The sequence below is a fragment of the bacterium SCSIO 12643 genome, from assembly GCA_024398135.1.
Lineage (GTDB): Bacteria > Bacteroidota > Bacteroidia > Flavobacteriales_G > Salibacteraceae > CAJXZP01.
This window is the reverse complement of record CP073750.1, coordinates 547,526-567,586: the sequence shown is the minus strand read 5'-3', so window position 1 is coordinate 567,586 and position 20,061 is coordinate 547,526. Positions and strand designations below refer to the sequence as shown.

At 37.0% G+C, this 20,061-nt stretch carries 18 protein-coding genes; 4 read left to right on the top strand and 14 right to left on the bottom strand.

Translation table 11 applies throughout. The features are described 5' to 3' along the window. Nucleotides 1-3: 3 nt before the first annotated feature. The 13 genes from KFE94_02460 to KFE94_02400 are packed head-to-tail and all read right to left on the bottom strand — an operon-like array spanning nucleotide 4 to nucleotide 13,935. Nucleotides 4-759: a hypothetical protein gene (locus KFE94_02460; protein UTW66998.1), complete on the bottom strand. Its 756-nt coding sequence runs from the start codon at nucleotides 757-759 to the stop codon at nucleotides 4-6. Continuing rightward, nucleotides 756-4,421, bottom strand: a complete 3,666-nt coding sequence (locus KFE94_02455; GenBank protein UTW66997.1) for a hypothetical protein — start codon at nucleotides 4,419-4,421, stop codon at nucleotides 756-758. Before KFE94_02455 ends, KFE94_02460 begins: the two co-directional genes overlap by 4 nt. A 3-nt stretch (nucleotides 4,422-4,424) precedes the next feature. After that, nucleotides 4,425-4,880: a GPW/gp25 family protein gene (locus tag KFE94_02450; GenBank protein UTW66996.1), complete on the bottom strand. Its 456-nt coding sequence runs from the start codon at nucleotides 4,878-4,880 to the stop codon at nucleotides 4,425-4,427. Nucleotides 4,881-4,882: 2 nt separating this feature from the next. After that, nucleotides 4,883-6,667, bottom strand: coding sequence for a type VI secretion system tip protein VgrG (gene vgrG / locus KFE94_02445; protein UTW66995.1), 1,785 nt, complete (start codon nucleotides 6,665-6,667; stop codon nucleotides 4,883-4,885). Between the two features lie 4 nt (nucleotides 6,668-6,671). Then, entirely contained in the window at nucleotides 6,672-7,331 is a 660-nt protein-coding gene (locus KFE94_02440) for a LysM peptidoglycan-binding domain-containing protein (GenBank protein UTW66994.1), read from the bottom strand. Between the two features lies 1 nt (nucleotide 7,332). After that, nucleotides 7,333-7,491 (bottom strand): hypothetical protein, encoded by a 159-nt coding sequence (locus KFE94_02435; protein UTW66993.1) that lies wholly within the window; start codon nucleotides 7,489-7,491, stop codon nucleotides 7,333-7,335. 2 nt (nucleotides 7,492-7,493) lie between these two features. Next, nucleotides 7,494-7,940: a phage tail protein gene (locus KFE94_02430; GenBank protein UTW66992.1), complete on the bottom strand. Its 447-nt coding sequence runs from the start codon at nucleotides 7,938-7,940 to the stop codon at nucleotides 7,494-7,496. A gap of 2 nt (nucleotides 7,941-7,942) precedes the next feature. Continuing rightward, the gene (locus KFE94_02425; GenBank protein ID UTW66991.1) at nucleotides 7,943-8,401 is read right to left on the bottom strand and encodes a phage tail protein; all 459 of its coding nucleotides are present in this window, start codon (nucleotides 8,399-8,401) and stop codon (nucleotides 7,943-7,945) included. Between the two features lie 33 nt (nucleotides 8,402-8,434). Beyond that, the gene (locus KFE94_02420) at nucleotides 8,435-10,324 is read right to left on the bottom strand and encodes a phage tail sheath family protein (protein ID UTW66990.1); all 1,890 of its coding nucleotides are present in this window, start codon (nucleotides 10,322-10,324) and stop codon (nucleotides 8,435-8,437) included. A gap of 17 nt (nucleotides 10,325-10,341) precedes the next feature. Continuing rightward, the gene (locus KFE94_02415) at nucleotides 10,342-11,355 is read right to left on the bottom strand and encodes a hypothetical protein (protein UTW66989.1); all 1,014 of its coding nucleotides are present in this window, start codon (nucleotides 11,353-11,355) and stop codon (nucleotides 10,342-10,344) included. Between the two features lie 2 nt (nucleotides 11,356-11,357). Beyond that, nucleotides 11,358-11,942 carry a DUF4255 domain-containing protein gene (locus tag KFE94_02410; protein ID UTW66988.1) on the bottom strand — a complete coding sequence of 195 codons (585 nt, stop codon included), beginning with the start codon at nucleotides 11,940-11,942 and terminating at the stop codon, nucleotides 11,358-11,360. Nucleotides 11,943-11,944: 2 nt separating this feature from the next. Then, nucleotides 11,945-12,268: a hypothetical protein gene (locus KFE94_02405; GenBank protein UTW66987.1), complete on the bottom strand. Its 324-nt coding sequence runs from the start codon at nucleotides 12,266-12,268 to the stop codon at nucleotides 11,945-11,947. Then, on the bottom strand, nucleotides 12,265-13,935 hold the full coding sequence (locus KFE94_02400) for a hypothetical protein (protein ID UTW66986.1): 1,671 nt from the start codon (nucleotides 13,933-13,935) through the stop codon (nucleotides 12,265-12,267). The genes KFE94_02405 and KFE94_02400 overlap by 4 nt, the downstream gene beginning before the upstream one ends. Before the next feature lie 886 nt (nucleotides 13,936-14,821). On the opposite strand from KFE94_02400, the gene KFE94_02395 reads away from it, so the two are divergent. From KFE94_02395 to KFE94_02380, 4 genes are all read left to right on the top strand, one after another. Next, nucleotides 14,822-17,413, top strand: a complete 2,592-nt coding sequence (locus KFE94_02395; GenBank protein ID UTW66985.1) for an adenosylcobalamin-dependent ribonucleoside-diphosphate reductase — start codon at nucleotides 14,822-14,824, stop codon at nucleotides 17,411-17,413. Nucleotides 17,414-17,583: 170 nt separating this feature from the next. Then, entirely contained in the window at nucleotides 17,584-18,345 is a 762-nt protein-coding gene (locus tag KFE94_02390; protein UTW66984.1) for a YHYH protein, read from the top strand. Next, the gene (locus tag KFE94_02385; protein UTW66983.1) at nucleotides 18,317-18,901 is read left to right on the top strand and encodes a toxin-antitoxin system YwqK family antitoxin; all 585 of its coding nucleotides are present in this window, start codon (nucleotides 18,317-18,319) and stop codon (nucleotides 18,899-18,901) included. Before KFE94_02390 ends, KFE94_02385 begins: the two co-directional genes overlap by 29 nt. Next, entirely contained in the window at nucleotides 18,843-19,520 is a 678-nt protein-coding gene (locus KFE94_02380) for an SCO family protein (GenBank protein UTW68198.1), read from the top strand. The genes KFE94_02385 and KFE94_02380 overlap by 59 nt, the downstream gene beginning before the upstream one ends. 1 nt (nucleotide 19,521) lies before the next feature. Here KFE94_02380 and KFE94_02375 read toward each other — a convergent pair whose 3' ends face one another. Next, the gene (locus KFE94_02375; GenBank protein UTW66982.1) at nucleotides 19,522-20,058 is read right to left on the bottom strand and encodes a dTDP-4-dehydrorhamnose 3,5-epimerase family protein; all 537 of its coding nucleotides are present in this window, start codon (nucleotides 20,056-20,058) and stop codon (nucleotides 19,522-19,524) included. Between the last annotated feature and the right edge of the window lie 3 nt (nucleotides 20,059-20,061).

Genomic DNA, 20,061 nt, shown 5'->3' with positions numbered 1-20,061 from the left:
GTCTTATTGGTCAAACAGAGACATTATTTCATTATCCCATAGTTTGGTGATATAATATTTAATTTCCTGATCGGTTCCGTAATTAGAACGGGTTCGTAATTGAAGTTTATAGTTATAGGTACTTCCGGTCCAGCGTAAAGCGAGTTTGTTCCACCACCACCCGTAATGCGCCTGAGTTGTTTTGATTTTACTTCTGGATTTACCAAATGTGCTTAAGGCATGCCCAAATAGCAACGCATACTTTCCGGTTTTTTCTTTTCCTACCTGTGCGACAATTTCGAATGCGGTACAACCATTCAGATTGGAAAGGATATCGTGCCATTTTCCATCTGCCGGGACTGTAGCTAGTTTATAAGTGCCAACTCGACTTTTAGTTCCTAAAATTCCATTGACCTCGAGTGATGTTTGAGGTGTATTGGTATCAATGCCGATATTCCCTCCTTTTTTGAGAAATATTCTGGTGTTTTGTTCTGTGGCCGAAATGGGTTCAACAATTCCTAATCCTTGTGGTGCTTCTTCAGATAAATTCACACCCCATTCCGGAGTTTCATCCTGAATCTTTTCGTAAAAACTGATTAAACGGTTGGAACTTTTACCTTCAGGTGAAAGAATCAATCCATCATCCAGATTTTTGGAAATTCCATCATCCACCTTATTGATCATGGAATCAATTAAACTACCGAAATTGGTCTCGTTTGGTCTGCTCCCATTACTAAATAGGGATTTTAAGCTCCCTCTACTTAAAGGTTTTTCGCTCATGATTGCTGTGATTTATCTTTAAAAACAAGAATTGAATCTGTTAAATCTCCACCGTTTTGGTGTGAAGAAGTTGAAGGTGGTGAACCGGAATGCTGTGTGATTTCTGCTTCTGATTCCAGAATAAAATCAACCCCGATTTGCATATTGCAAATGCCTACATCCAAATCATTAGTAGACTTTTGACCGGGAAGTTGACTGATTATTCTGTGGTTTTGCATTGGAGCCAAAATGGCCCATGGAGTAGTGCTTTGAATTTCTTGTCCACCTTGATACACCCCAAGAGTAAACGTTTCAATATCTGTTCGAATAATATGTTCGATGGTGAGTTTTTTAATGGACTTAATGAAGGATAAATTATCAATAGAACTCACTACCATAGTAGGAACTACAGTTCCGCCAATGCCACCGATTCCGGTATTGGAGTTGGATATCGGAGATAAGAAATCAGTGATATGTTGGTTGAGTTGATGGATGTAATATCCGCCATTATCCTCCGGCATAAATTCGACAATACAGTTAACCAGGAGATATTCAACGGTAGGGTTCATAACCGTAATATTCACAAATGGATTTGTCAATTTTCGTAAGAACATTTTCATTTGATCTAGCGCATCTTCATTAAAATAATGACGCTCGCTATTGGTCCACCTGGAGCTGATAACGATGACTTTTACCTGTTGCGGAACTGATTGAAAATTTTTGTTGAAATTGGTGCATTTAACAATTTGAACTTCATCAAAATTTTCCAGAATGAGTCGCTCGTAATCCCATATGGTGACGGCTCTGGATTTATGTCTGAGTCTTTCGCTTACTCTTGTATAATATTGAGTTGCGGATTCCGTCACTTTTCCTCCCAGCGAGTTTCTGGGTTGATTTACTTTTTTGATATCCGGATGTTTTCCTACAAGCTTCGTGATACTTCCTGCAGGGATGGTTTGTCCAACTACATTTGGAGTTAGATCTATACATGTGGCTTTAATGGCATTCAGATAAATACCCTTGATAATAGGGTAGTGTGGTGCATTTTGAGCTGTAGAAATTCTGATCCAATAGGTCGCATTTGAGGTAGTTTCGTTGTAGTTTTTCTTTTTGGGGAGGATGAGTTCAACGATTCCTGATTTAATAAATCCATTGGTTTCGTCCAGTACAATATTGCCCTGATTAAATTCGATCCATTCGTTTTGTTGACGATATTCCCAGGTCAATCCGTTCGGATCGATTTGAGTAGAAGTACTGGAATGGAGAAAATGAAAATAAACAGAAATAAACGTGTCTTCTTTTACTCCGTTTAACCCCAAAATAAGATAACCTTCGGCTGAGTAATTGGCTAAAAGTGTCTGACTATTAATTTGATGTCCGGATATAACATCTGTAATTCCAAATGGAGTGATATGTTGGAAACTTCCGGTGTTTTCTACTGAGGCTGAACTCTTGGATAAACTTTCAGTAAAATATAGCGTATCTGAAGCTTTGTAGTTGACGGAAACACTATTTACTTTTGGTAAATACGGCTTATTAGGATATGGAATTTGAGTTTTGTTTTTAGCATTAAATGTCGCAATGTCAATAAACTCCTTTTGGTACAGGTCATTTCCGAAACCGACAGAAGGACTGGATAATGTGAATTTGATAAAACCACTTTGAGAGGTGATATCATAAGCAAGAGGGAGTGGGATATTGAAGTTCTGCGCAATTCCTAAATCACCAAAATCTTGTAAATTAATCTGTGTGGTGGATTTCAGTTTTGTACTGGAATATCCTTCCGGAGTGACACAATTTATGGTATCAAATAAATTGAATACAGGAATTTCTGGTTCTACATTGGGCAACCAATAGCCATTGGAGAGTGCGGAAAATTGAACCTGAAAAGAATCATTATTAAATGCTGTAGAGTACCCTTTATAATATGATTCAAAACCTCCGAAATCATCAGGGAGATTAGACCAGTCAATATTAACGGTGAGCGAGTTAATTTGTTTTTGGAACAATTCAGGATTACCAATCATCAAAAAAGCACCTTTTTCCGGGATAGGTCCGAATAGATCAAAAGTCTTATTGAGCGGCATTTTACCAATGTTATTGTAAAGCATTAGATCTTTCATTTGTTCCACCTCAACATCAATTCGAATGGAGTTTAAATCAACACCTCTAAAGAAAGAGTACAGGTAGTTGGGAGCATATGGATTTAGCTCCACTTTTATGGATGGCCAGGTTAATGTCGGAGATATTTTTTCACTCGTTGTAACCGCTGGTGCAGCGCTGTCTAAAAACAGTAAAATTGAAAAACTACCGGAAGTTTCATTATACTCCATAACATATTCAGGTATAGATTCCCAACCGGATTTACTGGAATAGGAGATGTTAAACCCATTGTCGAAAACATCAGAAAAAACCGTATCCATGGCAATTTTTCGGTTTTCCTTAATCTCATTAAGTAAGGTCCAGAATGTATTGGGTTGATCTGATTTTTGGAGATTGAATTGTAATCGAATATGTCTGTTTCCTTCTTGTAAAATAAGAACAGAGGACCCAATAATGAACCCCATTTCTGCAATGGAATTTGCCTGGATTTGTGTGTTTCTGATACTTCTCTTATTCGCTCCGAAAGTATACCATTGGTCTTTTGATGAAGCTTCCTCGCCTTTAGAAATCAAGGTGTTTTGCGTAATGGAGGAAACCAAAGGTTGATCTGTACCCACTTTGATATAAGGATTAGATTCAAAAAGCAAGGTTTGCAATTCAACCAATTCCATTTGGTATACTATAAGTGGCTTTTCGGTTTCAAATAAGATATCAGATTTACTTCCAAATAGCTTGCCTGCGGAGAGTTGCACCCCCTTATCTACCAGAGAATACTCAATGTCTGGTAATAATTCAAAATTGACGATGGTAGATGTAGATCGTCCTTTCCCAATACTTTGTTTTAGAATATCGGAATAATAAAAGTCTAAATGCCTTTGGGATAAAGTATTGATATGATTTTGAGCGGTTCTGAATAGTAATGAAAAAGCTACATATAGCGCATTGTTAGGGGTGAGGTCGTTGTTACTGTAAATATTCTTTTCCAGATAATCCTTGGTAAATTCCTGGATATGAATGATGACTTTAGTGAAGTTATGGAGTGATTTTTCCAAACTAAAAGGGGTGTCATCATCAGATGGTCCGGGTGAACTAAGTTTTTGAACGAACGCACCTTTAGGATTAATTTGATTTTGATATGTGATGAGATGTTCTTTTTGCAATTCCAAAACATCCACAAGGACATTTTTGATTTTATAAGCCAATTTTTCTTCTCCATGACTTAGTAAATGATGATACCATGATTCAATTTTATCATACCATTTGATGAGGATCCCAACCACTTCTTTTTTCAGTATATTATCTGTAGATAATTGCAGTTCATTATCCTGAATGATTTTAGTTAGACGATCTACAGGTTCGTTAATGATGTGTACCATTAAGATGATAGGGTCACTTTTAATGACTTCATTCCATTGACCGTCATGTTCATTGTTTAAGTCATAATAGTTAATGTGCTTGAGCAATGAAGAAATATATCCCAGAAGATGCCAAAAAGGTCTTTGGTCAATCTGAAAAGGACTGTCTAAAAGATTACCATTTAACCTTTTATCTCTTTGTATGCCATTTCTTCTTTCTATCATGAATTATTGTACAATACTTTGTGTGATTTGTTTGTGATACAATTGAGGGATATCAGTTCCTTCAATTTTGTAATAAGGGAATACCAGATTGAATCGGGTATTTGTAGTGCGAATGGTATAATCCAATTTGACACGTATGATTCCATCCTGGTAATCAGTTGCATCAATAATGATATCGTTCAATTCAATACGAGGTTCATAATTGATAATCGCATCTTTAATCAGTTCTTTTAAGAAATACTTTTTTGAATTTGAAATGGAGTCGAACAAATAGGTTTGGAGATCACAGCCATATTCGGGTAACATGGTACGTTCACCTAAACTGGTGCACATCAAAACCTCGAGAGATTGTTTGATGTCTTTTTCACCTTCCACCATAACCACACCTCTTGTGTTTTTATTACTAAAAGTGGGAGGAAAGCTCCAACCACGTCCTAAAAATGATTTGTCTTTATTCATCGTTAGTTTATTCCGACCATTGTTCCTTTAACATTCATTTGCCCATCGCTACTGATGGTACATTGTGCACTTCCTTTTACGGTTGTAGTTTGGTTACCGGTGACCGAAACAGTTCCTCCGGTACAGCTTAAAGATTGATCAGCTTTTACTGAAATAGACATTCCTTGAATAGTGACACTTTGTGCCGCTTTTAGCGTTAGATCTGATGCACTATCCACCACAATTCCGCTGTCATTCATTTGAATTTTGTTGTTGTTTTGATCTTGAAGTGTGATGCCTTTGTCCTCATCACTAATCACAATGGTGTTATTTCCAGGGGTGAGTAGTGTAATGACTTTGTTTTCTTCATCAAACTTGAGCTGTAGTTTGCTTTGCGTAAGAATGGTTTTAATAGTGTTTTTTTCATCCGGAGTTTCAGGGGCTGGGATGGAGCTACTATAAACACTTCCCAAAATGATAGGAAATCTTGGATCATCATTCATAAAGCCCAGAATGACTTCATCATTGACTTCAGGCATAAAGAACGCACCAAAACTATTGCCGTTGTAAAATGTTCCTAATCTGGCCCAAACGGCTTCACCATCTGCACCGAGAATTGGAATCTCTACCTGAACTCTAAATTCATTATCAGGATCGTCATATATTTTTTTGACAATTCCGGTTTGTAATCCTTTTACTCCGGGAAGTAGTCCGGATGCAATTGGGGTAGATACTGGATGATTTTCTACAAACCACTCTGGTGAAAGTCCAATTTTGACTTCTGTATGCCATTGTCCCTGATCTAGGATTTGGGTGACTCCAGAGATATATCCGTTACCATTAAAGCGATTACTCATACCCATTATTTTTATGGTGGAGTTGACTTTGGCTTTGGATGAACCCTGAAAAGTGATACTTCCCTTAAATCGAGAAAGTCTGGATTTTAAGAGAGCAGCATTGGCCCAGTTTTCAATATCTCCTTGAGTGATAGGAACGGAAGCATTCAAAGAATTATCCCCAGCAGACAATACATCTGCCAAAGTGGATCCGGAGAGATCTCCTTGTTCATTGACTGAAGGTTCACTGGCCGATGCATTGATAATGCTTTGGGAAGACATGTCCCAGGCATTACTTTCAACACCGGAGTATTGTGAAGTTGCGTCTAATTCTCCATCAAATTCGATAATATCATAACCAAACTGAACTTGTAATGCCGGAGAGTCTGAGACCGCTGGTTTAGCTACTGTAAGTTTGCCGCTATCTGTAACCACCACCAGTCCATTGATTTCAGAACGATTGATTATAAAATCCCAGTCGGTAGAGTAATATTGAACCAGTTCTTTATGTTCTACAGAAGTTGAAGCCACATCGGTTTGAAGTCCATAATTCCCTGCTAATTGTTCAATAACCGCACTATCTTTCATATCTGTGAAGATGGCGTTCTTACGGTTAATGGCAGAGGCAAGCGCTTTGTCCTTACAGACCACGACCAATTGAGAACCGTTGTCCTGACCAACCTTTAAAATTTGTTTGGTAACTACCCCTTTAAAAACGGAATCTTCTTCACCCTGATATCCTAGTTTGATTTCTATTTCAGTTCCGGGTTTGAAAGTATCAGAATCCGTAATTTCAAAAGTTTGACTTGCAGTATTTCCATCACGTACTGTAATCTCTGCTTCCGCAATTCTATTGATATGCTGATCGATTCTTAAATCTAAAATCTCATATGTGGCAGGGATTTCACTCCCGGCTGAAAGAATAGAGTAGGAAACAATACTGGCGTCAACTTTTAATGGAGAATTCGGCATATACTTATTTTATTGGAGGGAGATACAATTGGGTTCCAGGAGTAATATCCCGGAAATTCACGATGTTATTAAATTCAGCTACTTGAAGGTAATAGTTGGGATTACCATAAGTTTTGTAACAAATCAATGGAAGCGTGTCCCCTTCTTTTACTACAATCAAATGCGTAAGATCAGGAGATTGGTTATTGGCTTCTTTAGCAATGTTGGAAGCACTTACCGCTTCCTCAAATGTAACAGAAGCTTTGGCACGTAGCGGAGTCCCATCCTTTTTGAAAAGGGAATAGGTAATATTCATACTGGTTAATTTGCATTTAAAAACCAGAGAGCCCCACGATACAATTAAGTAGTTAGGTTCATGAATGGTTCCATTGTAAACAAAACAGATGTTTTTAAAATCATCAATCTGAGTTTTAACAGGTGTTTTATTGTTTTCAATAGCTCCCGTGCCATCAAAGTGAATATCAAAAGAAATGGTTTCAGGTGGAATCCCTTGAAACAATAAAGTGGTTCCAGGTGCACCTTGAGCAGTATGGTTGTTGTAATTTGCTTTATGGTTGTGTGTGTAGGATGCCGGATTGATAGAAACCGTGCATTTTCCATTTCCATTCCCAGAGTATTTATTATTTGGGTATGCAACAATTGTCATTTTGTTTTGTGCTGCCATACTATCGTTCCTTTTTTCTATTCAATTGTTTTTTGATTTCCTTTTTACATTCTCTTGAGATGAATTGTCTGATCTGATTCATATTGAGGTCGCCAGATGCAACTTGTTCCGGATCCTCAATTTTTACTTTAATTAGAAGTTCTCTGATTTCTATGGACATGGTTATCTGGCTTGGAAATTACTATAGGCAAATTCTAAAGTTTCAATGGCAATTTCATTATTCATGGAATTTAGATCAGATACGGCCCATTTTACTGGCCAGGCATTATTAAAACTCCATGACTTTAGCGGTTTACGTGATGCTTCAAGTAGATGAACTGTGATCATTTTCGTTTCTACCAATTCTTCCAAATTTCCGCTTATTGTATTGGTACACCATTCCGCGAGTTCGGAATCTTTAGGTACTAAACCACGTTTTAAAACCAGATTTGAAAATTTTGCAGTGGTAGGAACACGATGTTTATAACCGTTGATTCCTCCCTCTGCAATTTCTTCTATCCCCATTTCCATTGTTATTCCTGAAACTTCCTTAAAGGAAGCTTCCACTTGTCCGGAAATGCCGGAAAATGAAAGCTTAAAATAAAATGATACTGGAGGATATGAGTTCATGATTAACTGTTTGCAATCGTCAATCCTTCATGAGCCAATTCCAGTGTTTCAACTGCCACTTCATTGGCATCTGATTTTAAATCAGGGCTGGAAATTTTTGTTGGCCATGCATTGGTCAGGGTCCAGGTCATCGTAGGACTTCCTTTTTCGTCTAACAATTGGATCGTAACCGTTTCTCTTTTAATGGTATTCATTTTAATCGCGTCATACCATTTCCAGAAGTTATTGTCTTTAACAAACACACCTTTTTTTAGGGTAACATTTCCTGTTTTCGCGATTCCAGGCATTTTAATAGTAGAGAAAACCTTACTATCTCCGTGTCTGTATTCGATAGGTTGTGTTTCTGTTTCTAAGCCTGAAACTTCCTGGAAAGAAACCGTATTATCTTGTGAGCCTAAGTTTACTTTAAAGTAAAACTTTGGTAATGGCCACACATTATCTTGAGTAGCTCCGTCTGCCATAATTATATGTTTTTAATGTTATTGATTTAATGATTAACCTTTTTGCATTTCTTGTTGGAATGTGATTTCAATGAATTCCGCAGGACGAGATACAGCTACTTTTACAGCAACTCTCATAATTCCATTTAGAATATCATCTCCAGTCATCGTACTTCCCAGTCCAACACTTACAGAGAATGCATCTGCTGGTTTAGGACCAACTAATCCACCTTGATTCCATAACCCGGTAAGGAAATTGTCAATCATTCCTTTTACGTCTACCCAGGTACCGGCATCGTTTGGCGCAAATACATAAGCTTTAGCAGCTTCTTTTACCGATTGTTCAATGTAAATAAGGGTTCTACGTACATTGATGTATCTCCAATCGTTAGAGTTACCATCTAAAGTTCTGGCTCCCCAAACCAAATTTCCACGTCCGGTGAATGCACGAATCGCACATACTGATTTACCATTAATTGGAACATTTAGGTCTTCCTGCATGGCATTGTCAATTTTAATTGCAGGAGAAATAGTGCTTTGTACCCCAACATTAGCTGGAGCTATCCAAACACCTTCATTATTATCTACAGTGGTATATACACCAGCCATACCCGCACTAGGTGCCATAAGGTTCATGTTGCCCATAATTGCACCCATCAATAATTGATAAGATTTACTAAGGTTCTGTAAAATGGTATCTGCAGCATCTAATTGAGGTGCATCTGCTCCAGGAGGGGTAGCAAAAGCAGAAATGATTTTTGCCATATCAGAATTTAGTCCTTTTTTAGGATCGGTAAATTCAGCAGTCAGCATTTGTTGAACTTGAGCATAAGACGCTTTTTCAACATTTTTAAAAGAAATCTCTGATGTTTGATAAACCGTAGTATGTAACCAAGGGTAGTATACCGCTCCGTAACTATTGAATTTAGATATTGAAGGTTCCACACTATTTCTAAATTGTTCTACACTTGTGGTCCCAACTAATGGCTCGCTAAAACCACCAGGAATATCCAGAACAGCCACACGATTCATCATATCTCCACAGTGATTTAGCATTTCACTTTGAAGAGAATAAGCATTAGCGTACTTATCTTGTAAGTATGTCGCTGATGTAGGATCAGCTGTTGGGTCCATAATCTCAACCACATCTGGAATGACCAACATTGTAGGTTCAGTTTCCTTTTTTAGAAGTGTGATGGCATTTGTAAAATCTGTAGTATCGGTGATAGCCTCTTTGGTATAATCATATGTGCCGATCGTCATGATATAACAATCACCCCCGCCATTTTCATAGAAGAATTTAATACTGCTATATAATCTGTAATTGATGGTTTTGTTCTTGATGTTATAAGCGTATCCTTCGCTATTAAAACTAGCTTCAGCTTCCAGTTTAGTAAATACATCTTGCGCAGCTTTTACAGCAGCCTGTGCTTTGGTTATATCAGCTGGGACCTGAGGTTTTGCTTCCTGAGCTTTTGTCAGCGCAGTTTGAGCAGCGGTTAATGCAGCGATGTTTTTGTCTGCCTGCGCATCAGTTACCGCTTTTTTTGCATTGGTATCCGCAGTAGTGGCATCGGTTACCGCTTTAGTCTCCGCAGGTGTTGGCGTTCCTTTTGCAGCTTTTACCTTATCAACCACAGCCTGAGCAGCAGCTAAATTTGCAGCAGCTTGGGCGGCAATTTCTTGTAAGGTTTCAATTCGTTCAGGTAATATCGATGAGGTGATATTGTATTGAACTTCTGGAGGTGTATTTCCAAAAATGGTTAGGAATTCTGTTAAAGAAGTCACTTTAACAGCTTTGTTTACCAGACTTTTCCCATTGTAGGAAGTCTTTGCTGTATACCCAATAAATGCCGGTACTGCAGTTGCAACTGGTACAACCGCATTTCCAAAAGCATCCAGTTCCTGGATATAAACCCCGGGGGTCTTCATTGTTGTTGACATAGAATTATTGATTTAAATTAAACATATACGATATTGGATGAGTAAAAGGAATTGGAATCCCCTTTGAGATTGTATGGTTTTATATTTTGAGTATCTGGATTGGGTAACAACACTTCCATTTGGTTGGTGCGGTTAGAATATTGATTGGTGTAATCCAGATATAGTTTAGGATGTGTTTTAGGCTCCTTTTCAAGCGGGAGTGGTGATGTAGAAGTGAAGACCTGTGCAGTTTGGCCATTTAGAATTTTATCCTCCTTAGGACCTGAGTACTTTTCTCCATTTCCCCCTTGAATTGTAATGCTTGAAATATTGATTTTTCTTTTGGTGGGAACCACAATTTGGTATTCACGATAGGTAGAACGCGTTTGGAAGTTTATCTTTAGTGGAGTGCTCAGATTTTGTGAGATCACTTCTAAAGGATTTAGATATAAGATTCCAATGCAGTTCGGGTTTAACTCCACTGTTGAAATGAAGAAGGTTTCTTCGACTTCTCCATTCAATAAGATTTGATATACTCCGGTTTCCTGAGTGACTAAGTTTACGTTGTATTCTGAGTTTTGAGTTCCATCAACGGATTCTGAAATAAAAGGTCTGCCGTGAATGGGTTGTACCTCAATTTGAACATTGTTGTATGGTATGGAAATATCGAACACTAAAGGCTTATGCGAAATCAAGTTTTTGGCAGAAGCATAATCTCCGTTCTGGATGTTGATGTGTGAGCTGGTTTCAAAAAACAATAATGAATCGGGGGTAGGAGAGATGTTTGTGTAATTGAAAAAGTATAAATCATCTGATGTGATTTGGAAATACATCGGAGTGATAGCCAGAAAATCTTCCTGTGTATAGTTGGATTTTTTGTTTCCTACAAAGAAAGAAGTCGTGTTTTGTTTCTGATGAAGTAAGATATTATAATTCTGGCATATAGTCGAGGTATTTTGAAATGGATTCAAATGAATATTAGAACAGATACCATCGGTAAAGTACAAATGCGTAATCTCAATATTTAACCAGTTATGATAGGTGATATCCATGCTTAATTGTTTTTGAGATTAGGATCTCCTTTCAGCCCATCAATACCAGAGATTTCTTCTCTGATAAGATTTTCTTGCATGGTGATCATACGTACTTTATATAATATCGAGGGAACATATTTTGCTCCAATACCACTCCATATATGGCTTAATTCGTTAATGGGCAGATTGAAAATTTCGAATGTCAATTTCTCTAATGGAGCTGGCATTTCTGGATTTAGACTTTTGGTGAAGTAGGTGTTGGATTGAAAAATTCCGATGACGGATGAGAGCATCTTTAAAGCTTCGATATAATTTCCGGAATCGTAATTTGCTGACACCAACAAATACAGGTTAAGGTGAACCGGAGGAGCTATTTTGCCGAAACTATTGGTATTTCCGGAAACATAATTGTTCAAAGACTTAACCGTAGTTTCATGTTCTAAATTGATTACAGAGATAATGACTTTATTTTCAATTTGATCAGAAACCGTCCCGTCAGGATTAATCAAACTACTCACCACGACACGGTCTTCATCAATACCGTAGTCCATTTTGATTTCCTTGTTTAGGAAATTGGAAATGAATGTGAGTGCTTTAGCGATCATTTTTACCCTTTTGATTTATGAACCATCATATCAATAGCTCCGATAACTGTTCTGGTAAAATAGATTCCCACCAGACTGAATACGTAACAAGCGATGAACAATGGTTTATGATGAATAATTTCGAGAATGGCATTTTTAATTTGTAGAGATGCCAAATGCTGGATCAAATATGTAATTGTGAGACCTAATGGTAATCCCAGGATGAGAACAAAGACCACCCATAAAAACTCTTTTGCAAAGAATTTTTGAATGGAAGCGAAGAGTTTTTTTATAATCCCTTCGTCCTTAGCCAAATTGGCTTTTTCCTGTGCCAGTGTATTACTCATGGTCTGTTGTTATCGATATTTTTAATAATTCGATTGACGATATACATTGCGATACTTCCTAAGACAAATCCTAAAAAGAATAGAATGGTTTGGTCAGTTATTATATTGGTCCATCTCAAAATGACTATGAGGAACAATAGAATAGTAGCGGTGTAATAGATGGTGTAGGCGGTATTTCCAAAAAAGAATATTCGGGTGTTGGGTTGGAACATCGAGATTACTAATCCGACTCCACCGAAGAATACCACAAATGATAAGGTGTAAAGAAGAACAGTTTTATAATTGGTTACTGTACTAATTACAGTTTCAATCTGTGTAATGGTTTTCATAAAACCGGTCATAGAGCTATCCGCATTTAAAGAGTCTGTATGAGTCGGAGTTACTCCACCTTCAGCAATAATTTTTGTATTGGTGAAGTTATTTGCTAAGGATTTCCACATTTTATGATATCCCTGATCATAACCCAGAGCCCAAATACCCATTCCTTTGAGTTTTTTACTCTTGATGTAATTGAGTTTAATGGCTAATGTAGAATCATCATCAAACCAACATTGACGGTATTGTGACTGATCGGAATTCACGACATAGCTACACCACGCACTTTGACTTACTGTATCGTATTGAATGGCAAAAGTGTCTACATAGGTTTGGATATAGTCCAAGGTTCGATTTCCGATAAAACTTTTCACTTTCGAACCCAGATTACCATTTTCAGTTTCCCAGATGACTCCGTAATATGGTAACGCCAGAATAAGTTTGGATTCGGGAATGTTGTTTCCGAGATAATAATCTACCGAGGTGGTGAGGTTGTAATGTTCCCATTCCTTACCACTATGTAATGGAGCCACAGGTCCGGCCACTGTACTGGTAGATCCGTAATAGCCATATCCCATGATTACAAATTGGTCTACTACAGGGATTAGCGCTGCGATATTTAGATATCCTTGCCAATCTACAGCCGGAATTGTAATGTATATTTTATAGTCTTTGTTGGCCTGTTTTAATTCCTGATGAAGGAGTGTGATGAATTTTGAAAAGTCTTCTTTTTCACTTTTAGCAATTCCTTCAAAGTCAATACAAACTCCATTACCCGATCGAAATTTAAGCAATGATTTAATTTCAGTAATACAGTTTTGAACAGATTTACTGTTTGTCAAGAATTGTCTGTTATTGGCTTCGCTAAAGTTAGTTACTGTTAAAAGGATATCTTTTTGATGGGCATGAGCAGAATCGATGACCGGAGAAGTTTTCCAATCATGGATGGTGGTGGGTTTTCCCGTGGCTGGATCCACCTCATAGGAAAAATAAGCAATGGTGCTCAGTAAAGAATAGTTTAGATTTTTATATAAACTGTCTTCCCAGTAAGGGTACCAACCTAAAACTTCATAATCCAAAGCAAAGATGCTATCCGGTTGGTAAGGGGTAACTTTTAATGGAATATCCTCATGCTTGACATTGTAAGGATAACCCTGACGACCTTTGGTAAGTTGATGTTGTTCATGAATAAACCGATTGACCATTCGAACAGAGTCGAAATGATGAATCAGATTTTTAAATGAAATAGCCTTTTCAATTTTTTTAAGTTCTTTCTTAAACCCTGACTCTGCTTTAGATTTTGTTTTGGACGAATCGCTTTTTTGGGTCCATGCAGGCGAAGAGATGAACATACTACATAGTATATATAATATATAGTAGTGTATGATTTTGTTCTTGCCGTGCATGTTTCTAGAGTGTCATTTTAATCTGATGGATATTTTTTGGTGTATAGCTTAAAGAATATCGTCATGTGGTTTGTAATAATTCGGATTTGCGAACACTATTTGGTCAAATCCTTTTCAATTTTAGATATAGTTAAAGCCGTAAACAAATAATAATCATGTGATTAATACGCGATTCTTCAAAACAGGTAATTTTACCTAGGCGAGTAAAAATGGGAGAAAACAAGCGGTAATGAAGGATAAGACTTTAAGTCTGAATCGGATGGATTTAAAATTGAATGAAATCAAAGAAAAGAGACTTGATAAGAATTCTGAGGTCGTAATTTGATTTTTGTATCCCGATAGATAAAAACTTTAAAAAAAGGTCTTAAAATGGATGAAAATTAGCAAGGTTTTGAGCTCTAAAAAGCTCAGTTTTTTCGGCCTTTTTTAGGTGAATTTAAGGGTGCAAATTAGAGTGGAATCAGGAGGGAATAAGTCCAGTTAGAAAATAAAATAACTTTTAGAATAAACCGTTGAAATATATACGTGTAGCTTTTGATGTGAGTCGTATTTTGTTGTTTTGTAGTGTTTTATGTGATTTAGAGTTGAAACGAGCCGCTTCTAAAATAAGTAAAAAAAAACAAAATATTGAGATTTTTTCAATTAAAAATAATTAACAATTGAATGAAGATACTAAAAAATATTCTCGTTGAAAACTAATGGAAATTGTGAATATATTATGCTTGGATTTTGGGTCGTAGGGAACATACTTTTCCAATCCGAAATCGAAGGGGCAAAATCCCAGTAAAAACGGGGAAATCTTATTATTTTTTATCGAATAGCAATTTAAATTATGGAGTTAGACATCGACCAAAAGAAAGCACAGGATGCTGTTGAAAGCAAAAAACAAACACCTCAAACGTATACTTATGAAGAAATTTTAGAAGCAAGTACAGAGTATTTTGATGGTGATACCCTGGCTGCAAATGTTTGGTTAAACAAATATGCTCTTAAAGATTCTGACGGAAACATCTTTGAGAAAACTCCGGACGATATGCACCGAAGAATGGCAAGAGAGATTGCCAGAGTGGAGTCAAAATATCCAAATTCTTATTCTGAAGATGAGATTTATGAGGTAATCAAAGGATTTAAATATATAGTACCTCAAGGCGGTTCGATGTCTGGAATTGGTAATTCACATCAGGTAGCTTCTTTGTCTAATTGTTTCGTTATTGGAAACAATGGAAAAGGAGATTCATATGGTGGAATTATGAAAATCGATCAGGAACAAGTACAGTTGATGAAACGTAGAGGAGGAGTTGGTCATGATCTTTCTCACATTCGTCCTAAAGGTAGCCCGGTGAAGAATAGTGCTTTAACTTCTACAGGTGTAGTTCCTTTTATGGAACGTTATTCGAACTCTACAAGAGAAGTTGCTCAAGATGGTCGTAGAGGAGCTTTGATGTTGAGTATCTCTATTAAACACCCGGATTCGGAAGATTTTATTGATGCAAAATTGGATGGTACAAAAGTGACCGGAGCAAACGTATCGGTGAAAATTGATGATGAATTTATGCAAGCAGTTAAAGAGGGAAAAGATTATGTACAAAAATTCCCGATTGACTCAGACAATCCAAAATATACAAAGACTGTAAATGCAAAGCAATTATGGGATAAGATTGTACATAATGCATGGAAATCTGCTGAGCCAGGAATTCTATTTTGGGATACAGTAGTAAATGAGTCTATTCCGGATACCTATTCAGATTTAGGTTTTGAAACAGTATCTACAAACCCATGTGGGGAGATTCCTCTTTGTCCTTATGATAGCTGTAGACTGTTAGCGATTAACTTATTCTCTTATGTGAACAATCCGTTTACAAGTGAGGCTTCGTTTGATTTTCCATTATTCAAGAAGCATGTAGCAATGGCACAAAGAATTATGGATGATATTGTTGATTTGGAGTTAGAGCAAATTGATAAAATCTTAGAAAAAGTAGATTTAGATCCAGAAGACGATATCATTAAAAGTGTAGAGCGTAACTTGTGGAATAACATTAAAAAGAAAGCGATCGAAGGTCGTAGAACTGGTGTTGGTATTACCGCAGAAGGAGATATGTTAGCAGCATTAGGAATTACTTATGGTTCTGATGAGTCTATCTTCTTCTCTGAAAAAATTCACCGTCATTTAGCAGTCGAAGCTTACAGATCTTCAGTGGTTATGGCGAAAGAAAGAGGTTCTTTCCCTGTATACGAATCAGATCGTGAAAAAGGGAATCCTTTTGTAGAAAGACTACGTAAACAAGATCCTGCTTTAGTTCAGGATATGGAAAAATACGGAAGAAGAAATATTGCGTTGTTAACTATTGCTCCAACCGGAACAACAAGTATGATGACTCAAACAACTTCTGGTATTGAGCCGGTATTTATGGTGGCTTATAAAAGAAGAAAGAAAGTAAATCCAAATGATACGAATTCTAGAGTTGATTTCGTAGATGAGGTTGGAGATTCTTGGGAAGAGTATCAGGTATTCCACCATAACTTCAAAACCTGGTTAGAGGCAAATGAATATGATGTAAATCAAGTTCAAACCATGACCGATGAGGAGTTAAAAGAAATTATTGAGAAATCTCCATATCACCAGGCGACTGCAAATGATGTAGATTGGGTACAAAAAGTACACTTACAGGGAACTATCCAAAAATGGGTAGATCACTCTATTAGTGTAACTGTAAATGTTCCTAATGATGTAGAAGAGAGTTTGGTAAGTGAGATTTATCAAACCGGATGGGAGTCAGGTTGTAAAGGAATTACAGTATATAGAGACGGTTCTAGATCTGGTGTATTGGTTTCAAATGATAAGAAAGAAGAAGCAGAGGAAGAAAATGTATTTGCTGAAACTCAAGCTCCAAAAAGACCGGACATCTTAGAAGCTGAAATTGTTCGTTTTATGAACGATGAAGAAAAATGGATTGCTGTTATCGGAGTATTAAATGGACGTCCATATGAAGTATTTACAGGTAGAGCTGTAGACTCATTCTTCTTACCGTCATACGTGGAAAAAGGATGGGTAATCAAATCTAAAGACGCAGAGGACTCAACTAGATATGACTTTAGATATGAAGATCGCGATGGTTACGGAACGACTATTGAAGGTTTATCTCGTTCCTTCGACAAGGAGTTCTGGAACTATGCGAAATTGATTTCAGGTGTATTACGTCACGGAATGCCATTACCATTCGTGGTGCACATGGTATCTAACTTACACTTGAGAGATGATGCTTTAAATACCTGGAAAAATGGTGTTGTTCGTTCTTTAAAGAAGTTCATTAAAGACGGAGAAAAACCTGTAGAAAACCAATGCCCTGGTTGTGGTGAAAACAGTCTGGTTTACCAGGAAGGTTGTTTAACATGTAAGTCATGTGGACATTCTAAATGTGGTTAATCTAAGGATATAACAGATTAGAAAAGGTGGTTTCATTATGAAATCACCTTTTTTGTTTATAAAGCCCTCAATTGCAGAAAAGAATTAAAAAACTTTTCTTTCGATTTAAACCTTTTCACAAAGTAGTAGTCCTATGTAGGAAATCAGTTAAACTAAATTCAACTATGCTTATGAAAAGGGTATCATTTATCATCATGGCACTGGCTTTTATCGTTTTGGGAGCGTGCAAAAAGGATTCGGAAACGTCAGGGTCAAATAATCAAAATACAGGAGGAACTGTTCCGGATGTTTACAAAAAGATTTACGGAGCATCAGATATTTATATTTCCGGAGACTATGTGGTAATTGAGACTCCGGGAACCCCAGATCATAAGAGTCCTTATTATTTAGATACGCAATGGGAAAATACGTTGTATGAAGCATATAATGGGAGTAACCCACAATTCCATTTAAATCCAAATAGAATCTCGGAGTTTACGATGACGTATAAGATTCCATTAAACCCTACTGTGGATGCGAATCATACCGCAACACCTTTGGGGCCAATTGGAATATCCTTGAATGGAGTAGCATTTTATAATCAGTATGCCGGACCGAATAATCAGCCTTTGACAGATGAGATCAATTCATTTGATCAGTTTAACGGACATCCACAGCAACAAGGAAATTACCATTATCATTTGGAGCCTGTTTATTTAACAGCGAATAACGGGCAAGAGGCTTTATTGGGCTTTTTGTTAGATGGATTTCCCGTGTATGGACCAATGGAAAATGGGCAATTGGTTCAGGAATCAGATTTGGACGATTACCATGGACATACACATGCTACAACTGATTATCCGGATGGGATCTATCATTATCATATCACTTCAGTAGATCCATATATAAACGGAAATGGTTACTATGGTATACCTGGAACAGTTTCGCAATAGCATCATCTTTTTGAGCCTGACATTGATGATTTCTTGTTCACCTAAGAAGATCCGACATCTTGAATTGGTGAATGAGGAGTCATCTCAATGGCAACAATCCAAAGGCTTGATGTACAGGAATGGAACGTTGTTTTCAGGACAATCGTTTAAGCTATATCCATCTGGCGAAGACACTATGTATATTAAAGAATATATTGAGGGGAAGCGAAATGGAGAATGGCGAAAATACTATCCCACACAACAATTAGCTGAAAGCCGATATTTTCAGAATGGACAGAAAAAAGGCATATATACCGGATGGTGGCCAAATGGCAAGAAGAAGTTTGAATATATGTTTAAAAACGATGAATATCATGGGGTTTTAAAAGAATGGAATTCGGAGGGAAGTTTAGTTCGCGAAATGAATTATGTAGCAGGACACGAAGTGGGAACACAAAAAGTATGGTATGATAATGGAAAAATTAAATCAAATTATGTGGTCAAAAATGGTAGAAGGTATGGGCTTTTGGGGACGAAAAACTGCGTCAACATCTCTGATAGTTTATTTGTGGATTAGCGTTATTGGAGTATTGACTTTATTTTCATGTTCCGAACCAATTGAACGCTTACCATATTTTAATACTCCGGATTTTACTCCTCATTTTATACAAAATGAGAATGAAGTAACTGAAAAGATCACACATACCATAGATGATTTTAAATTTAAAAATCATTTAAATCAAGATGTCACCCATGAGAACATCAAAGGAAAAATTCACGTAGCAGATTTTATGTTTACCAGTTGTGGCAGTATTTGTCCTAAAATGACCAACAACATGAAGCTGGTGAGTGATGCCTTTCTAGATGATGATGAAGTGATGTTATTATCATATTCAGTAACTCCCTGGAGTGATTCCGTGAAAAGATTGAATGAATATGTTTATGACAAAAAAATCAAAGACCCGAATTGGTTTTTCCTGACCGGGAGCAAAAGTGAAATATATGATTTAGCCAGACAATCATATTTTGCAGAAGAGGATATAGGTTTTACAAAAGACAGTACCGAATTTTTACATACGGAACATTTTATTTTAGTAGATGAGAATCAACGAATTCGGGGAATATATAATGGCACCTTGTTGGTAGATGTCAAACAACTCATAGCCGACATTCATATATTAAAAAAAGAATCTTGATTTAGAATGGCGAATCGTATTCGTCCAATCCTGGCCAGGATAAATCTCGCTCATTAATGATTGGATTTGGAGTATCCCATTTTTTACCGAAACTGTCAAAACGAATTCCCTGATCGTGTGAAGGTTGATGTTCAGTAGACGTCAAATATGTCATGATGGTATGATCTTCCAGACTTTCAAACCCATGCGCCAAACCTTTGGCTAAATAAAGTGCGCGATGATTGTCTCCCGATAGTTCTATACTCGCAAAATGTCCAAAGGTTGGAGATGATGTACGAATGTCTAATACAACATCATTTAAACGGCCATGGTTACAAAAAACAAGTTTATCGTGATCATGAGGAGGAGTTTGAAAATGCATTCCTCTAATCACTCCTTTATTGTTGATAGAGTAGAAGCTTTCCGAAAAATCGGTATTCAATCCGGACGCTTTCATGGTAGAAGCATGGAAAGTCTTAACGAATCCGCCACGCGCATCTTCAGCATGAAATAAGTCAATTACAAATAAACCGTCAATATTGGTTTTTCGGATTTTCATCAT

Excerpts from the sequence above, each read along its gene's own strand:
- KFE94_02460 (UTW66998.1), bottom strand. The coding sequence starts at position 759 with ATGAGCGAAAAACCTTTAAGTAGAGGGAGCTTAAAATCCCTATTTAGT.
- KFE94_02455 (UTW66997.1), bottom strand. The coding sequence starts at position 4,421 with ATGATAGAAAGAAGAAATGGCATACAAAGAGATAAAAGGTTAAATGGT.
- KFE94_02450 (UTW66996.1), bottom strand. The coding sequence starts at position 4,880 with ATGAATAAAGACAAATCATTTTTAGGACGTGGTTGGAGCTTTCCTCCC.
- vgrG (UTW66995.1), bottom strand. The coding sequence starts at position 6,667 with ATGCCGAATTCTCCATTAAAAGTTGACGCCAGTATTGTTTCCTACTCT.
- KFE94_02440 (UTW66994.1), bottom strand. The coding sequence starts at position 7,331 with ATGGCAGCACAAAACAAAATGACAATTGTTGCATACCCAAATAATAAA.
- KFE94_02435 (UTW66993.1), bottom strand. The coding sequence starts at position 7,491 with ATGTCCATAGAAATCAGAGAACTTCTAATTAAAGTAAAAATTGAGGAT.
- KFE94_02430 (UTW66992.1), bottom strand. The coding sequence starts at position 7,940 with ATGAACTCATATCCTCCAGTATCATTTTATTTTAAGCTTTCATTTTCC.
- KFE94_02425 (UTW66991.1), bottom strand. The coding sequence starts at position 8,401 with ATGGCAGACGGAGCTACTCAAGATAATGTGTGGCCATTACCAAAGTTT.
- KFE94_02420 (UTW66990.1), bottom strand. The coding sequence starts at position 10,324 with ATGTCAACAACAATGAAGACCCCCGGGGTTTATATCCAGGAACTGGAT.
- KFE94_02415 (UTW66989.1), bottom strand. The coding sequence starts at position 11,355 with ATGGATATCACCTATCATAACTGGTTAAATATTGAGATTACGCATTTG.
- KFE94_02410 (UTW66988.1), bottom strand. The coding sequence starts at position 11,942 with ATGATCGCTAAAGCACTCACATTCATTTCCAATTTCCTAAACAAGGAA.
- KFE94_02405 (UTW66987.1), bottom strand. The coding sequence starts at position 12,268 with ATGAGTAATACACTGGCACAGGAAAAAGCCAATTTGGCTAAGGACGAA.
- KFE94_02400 (UTW66986.1), bottom strand. The coding sequence starts at position 13,935 with ATGTTCATCTCTTCGCCTGCATGGACCCAAAAAAGCGATTCGTCCAAA.
- KFE94_02395 (UTW66985.1), top strand. The coding sequence starts at position 14,822 with ATGGAGTTAGACATCGACCAAAAGAAAGCACAGGATGCTGTTGAAAGC.
- KFE94_02390 (UTW66984.1), top strand. The coding sequence starts at position 17,584 with ATGAAAAGGGTATCATTTATCATCATGGCACTGGCTTTTATCGTTTTG.
- KFE94_02385 (UTW66983.1), top strand. The coding sequence starts at position 18,317 with ATGGTATACCTGGAACAGTTTCGCAATAGCATCATCTTTTTGAGCCTG.
- KFE94_02380 (UTW68198.1), top strand. The coding sequence starts at position 18,843 with ATGGGCTTTTGGGGACGAAAAACTGCGTCAACATCTCTGATAGTTTAT.
- KFE94_02375 (UTW66982.1), bottom strand. The coding sequence starts at position 20,058 with ATGAAAATCCGAAAAACCAATATTGACGGTTTATTTGTAATTGACTTA.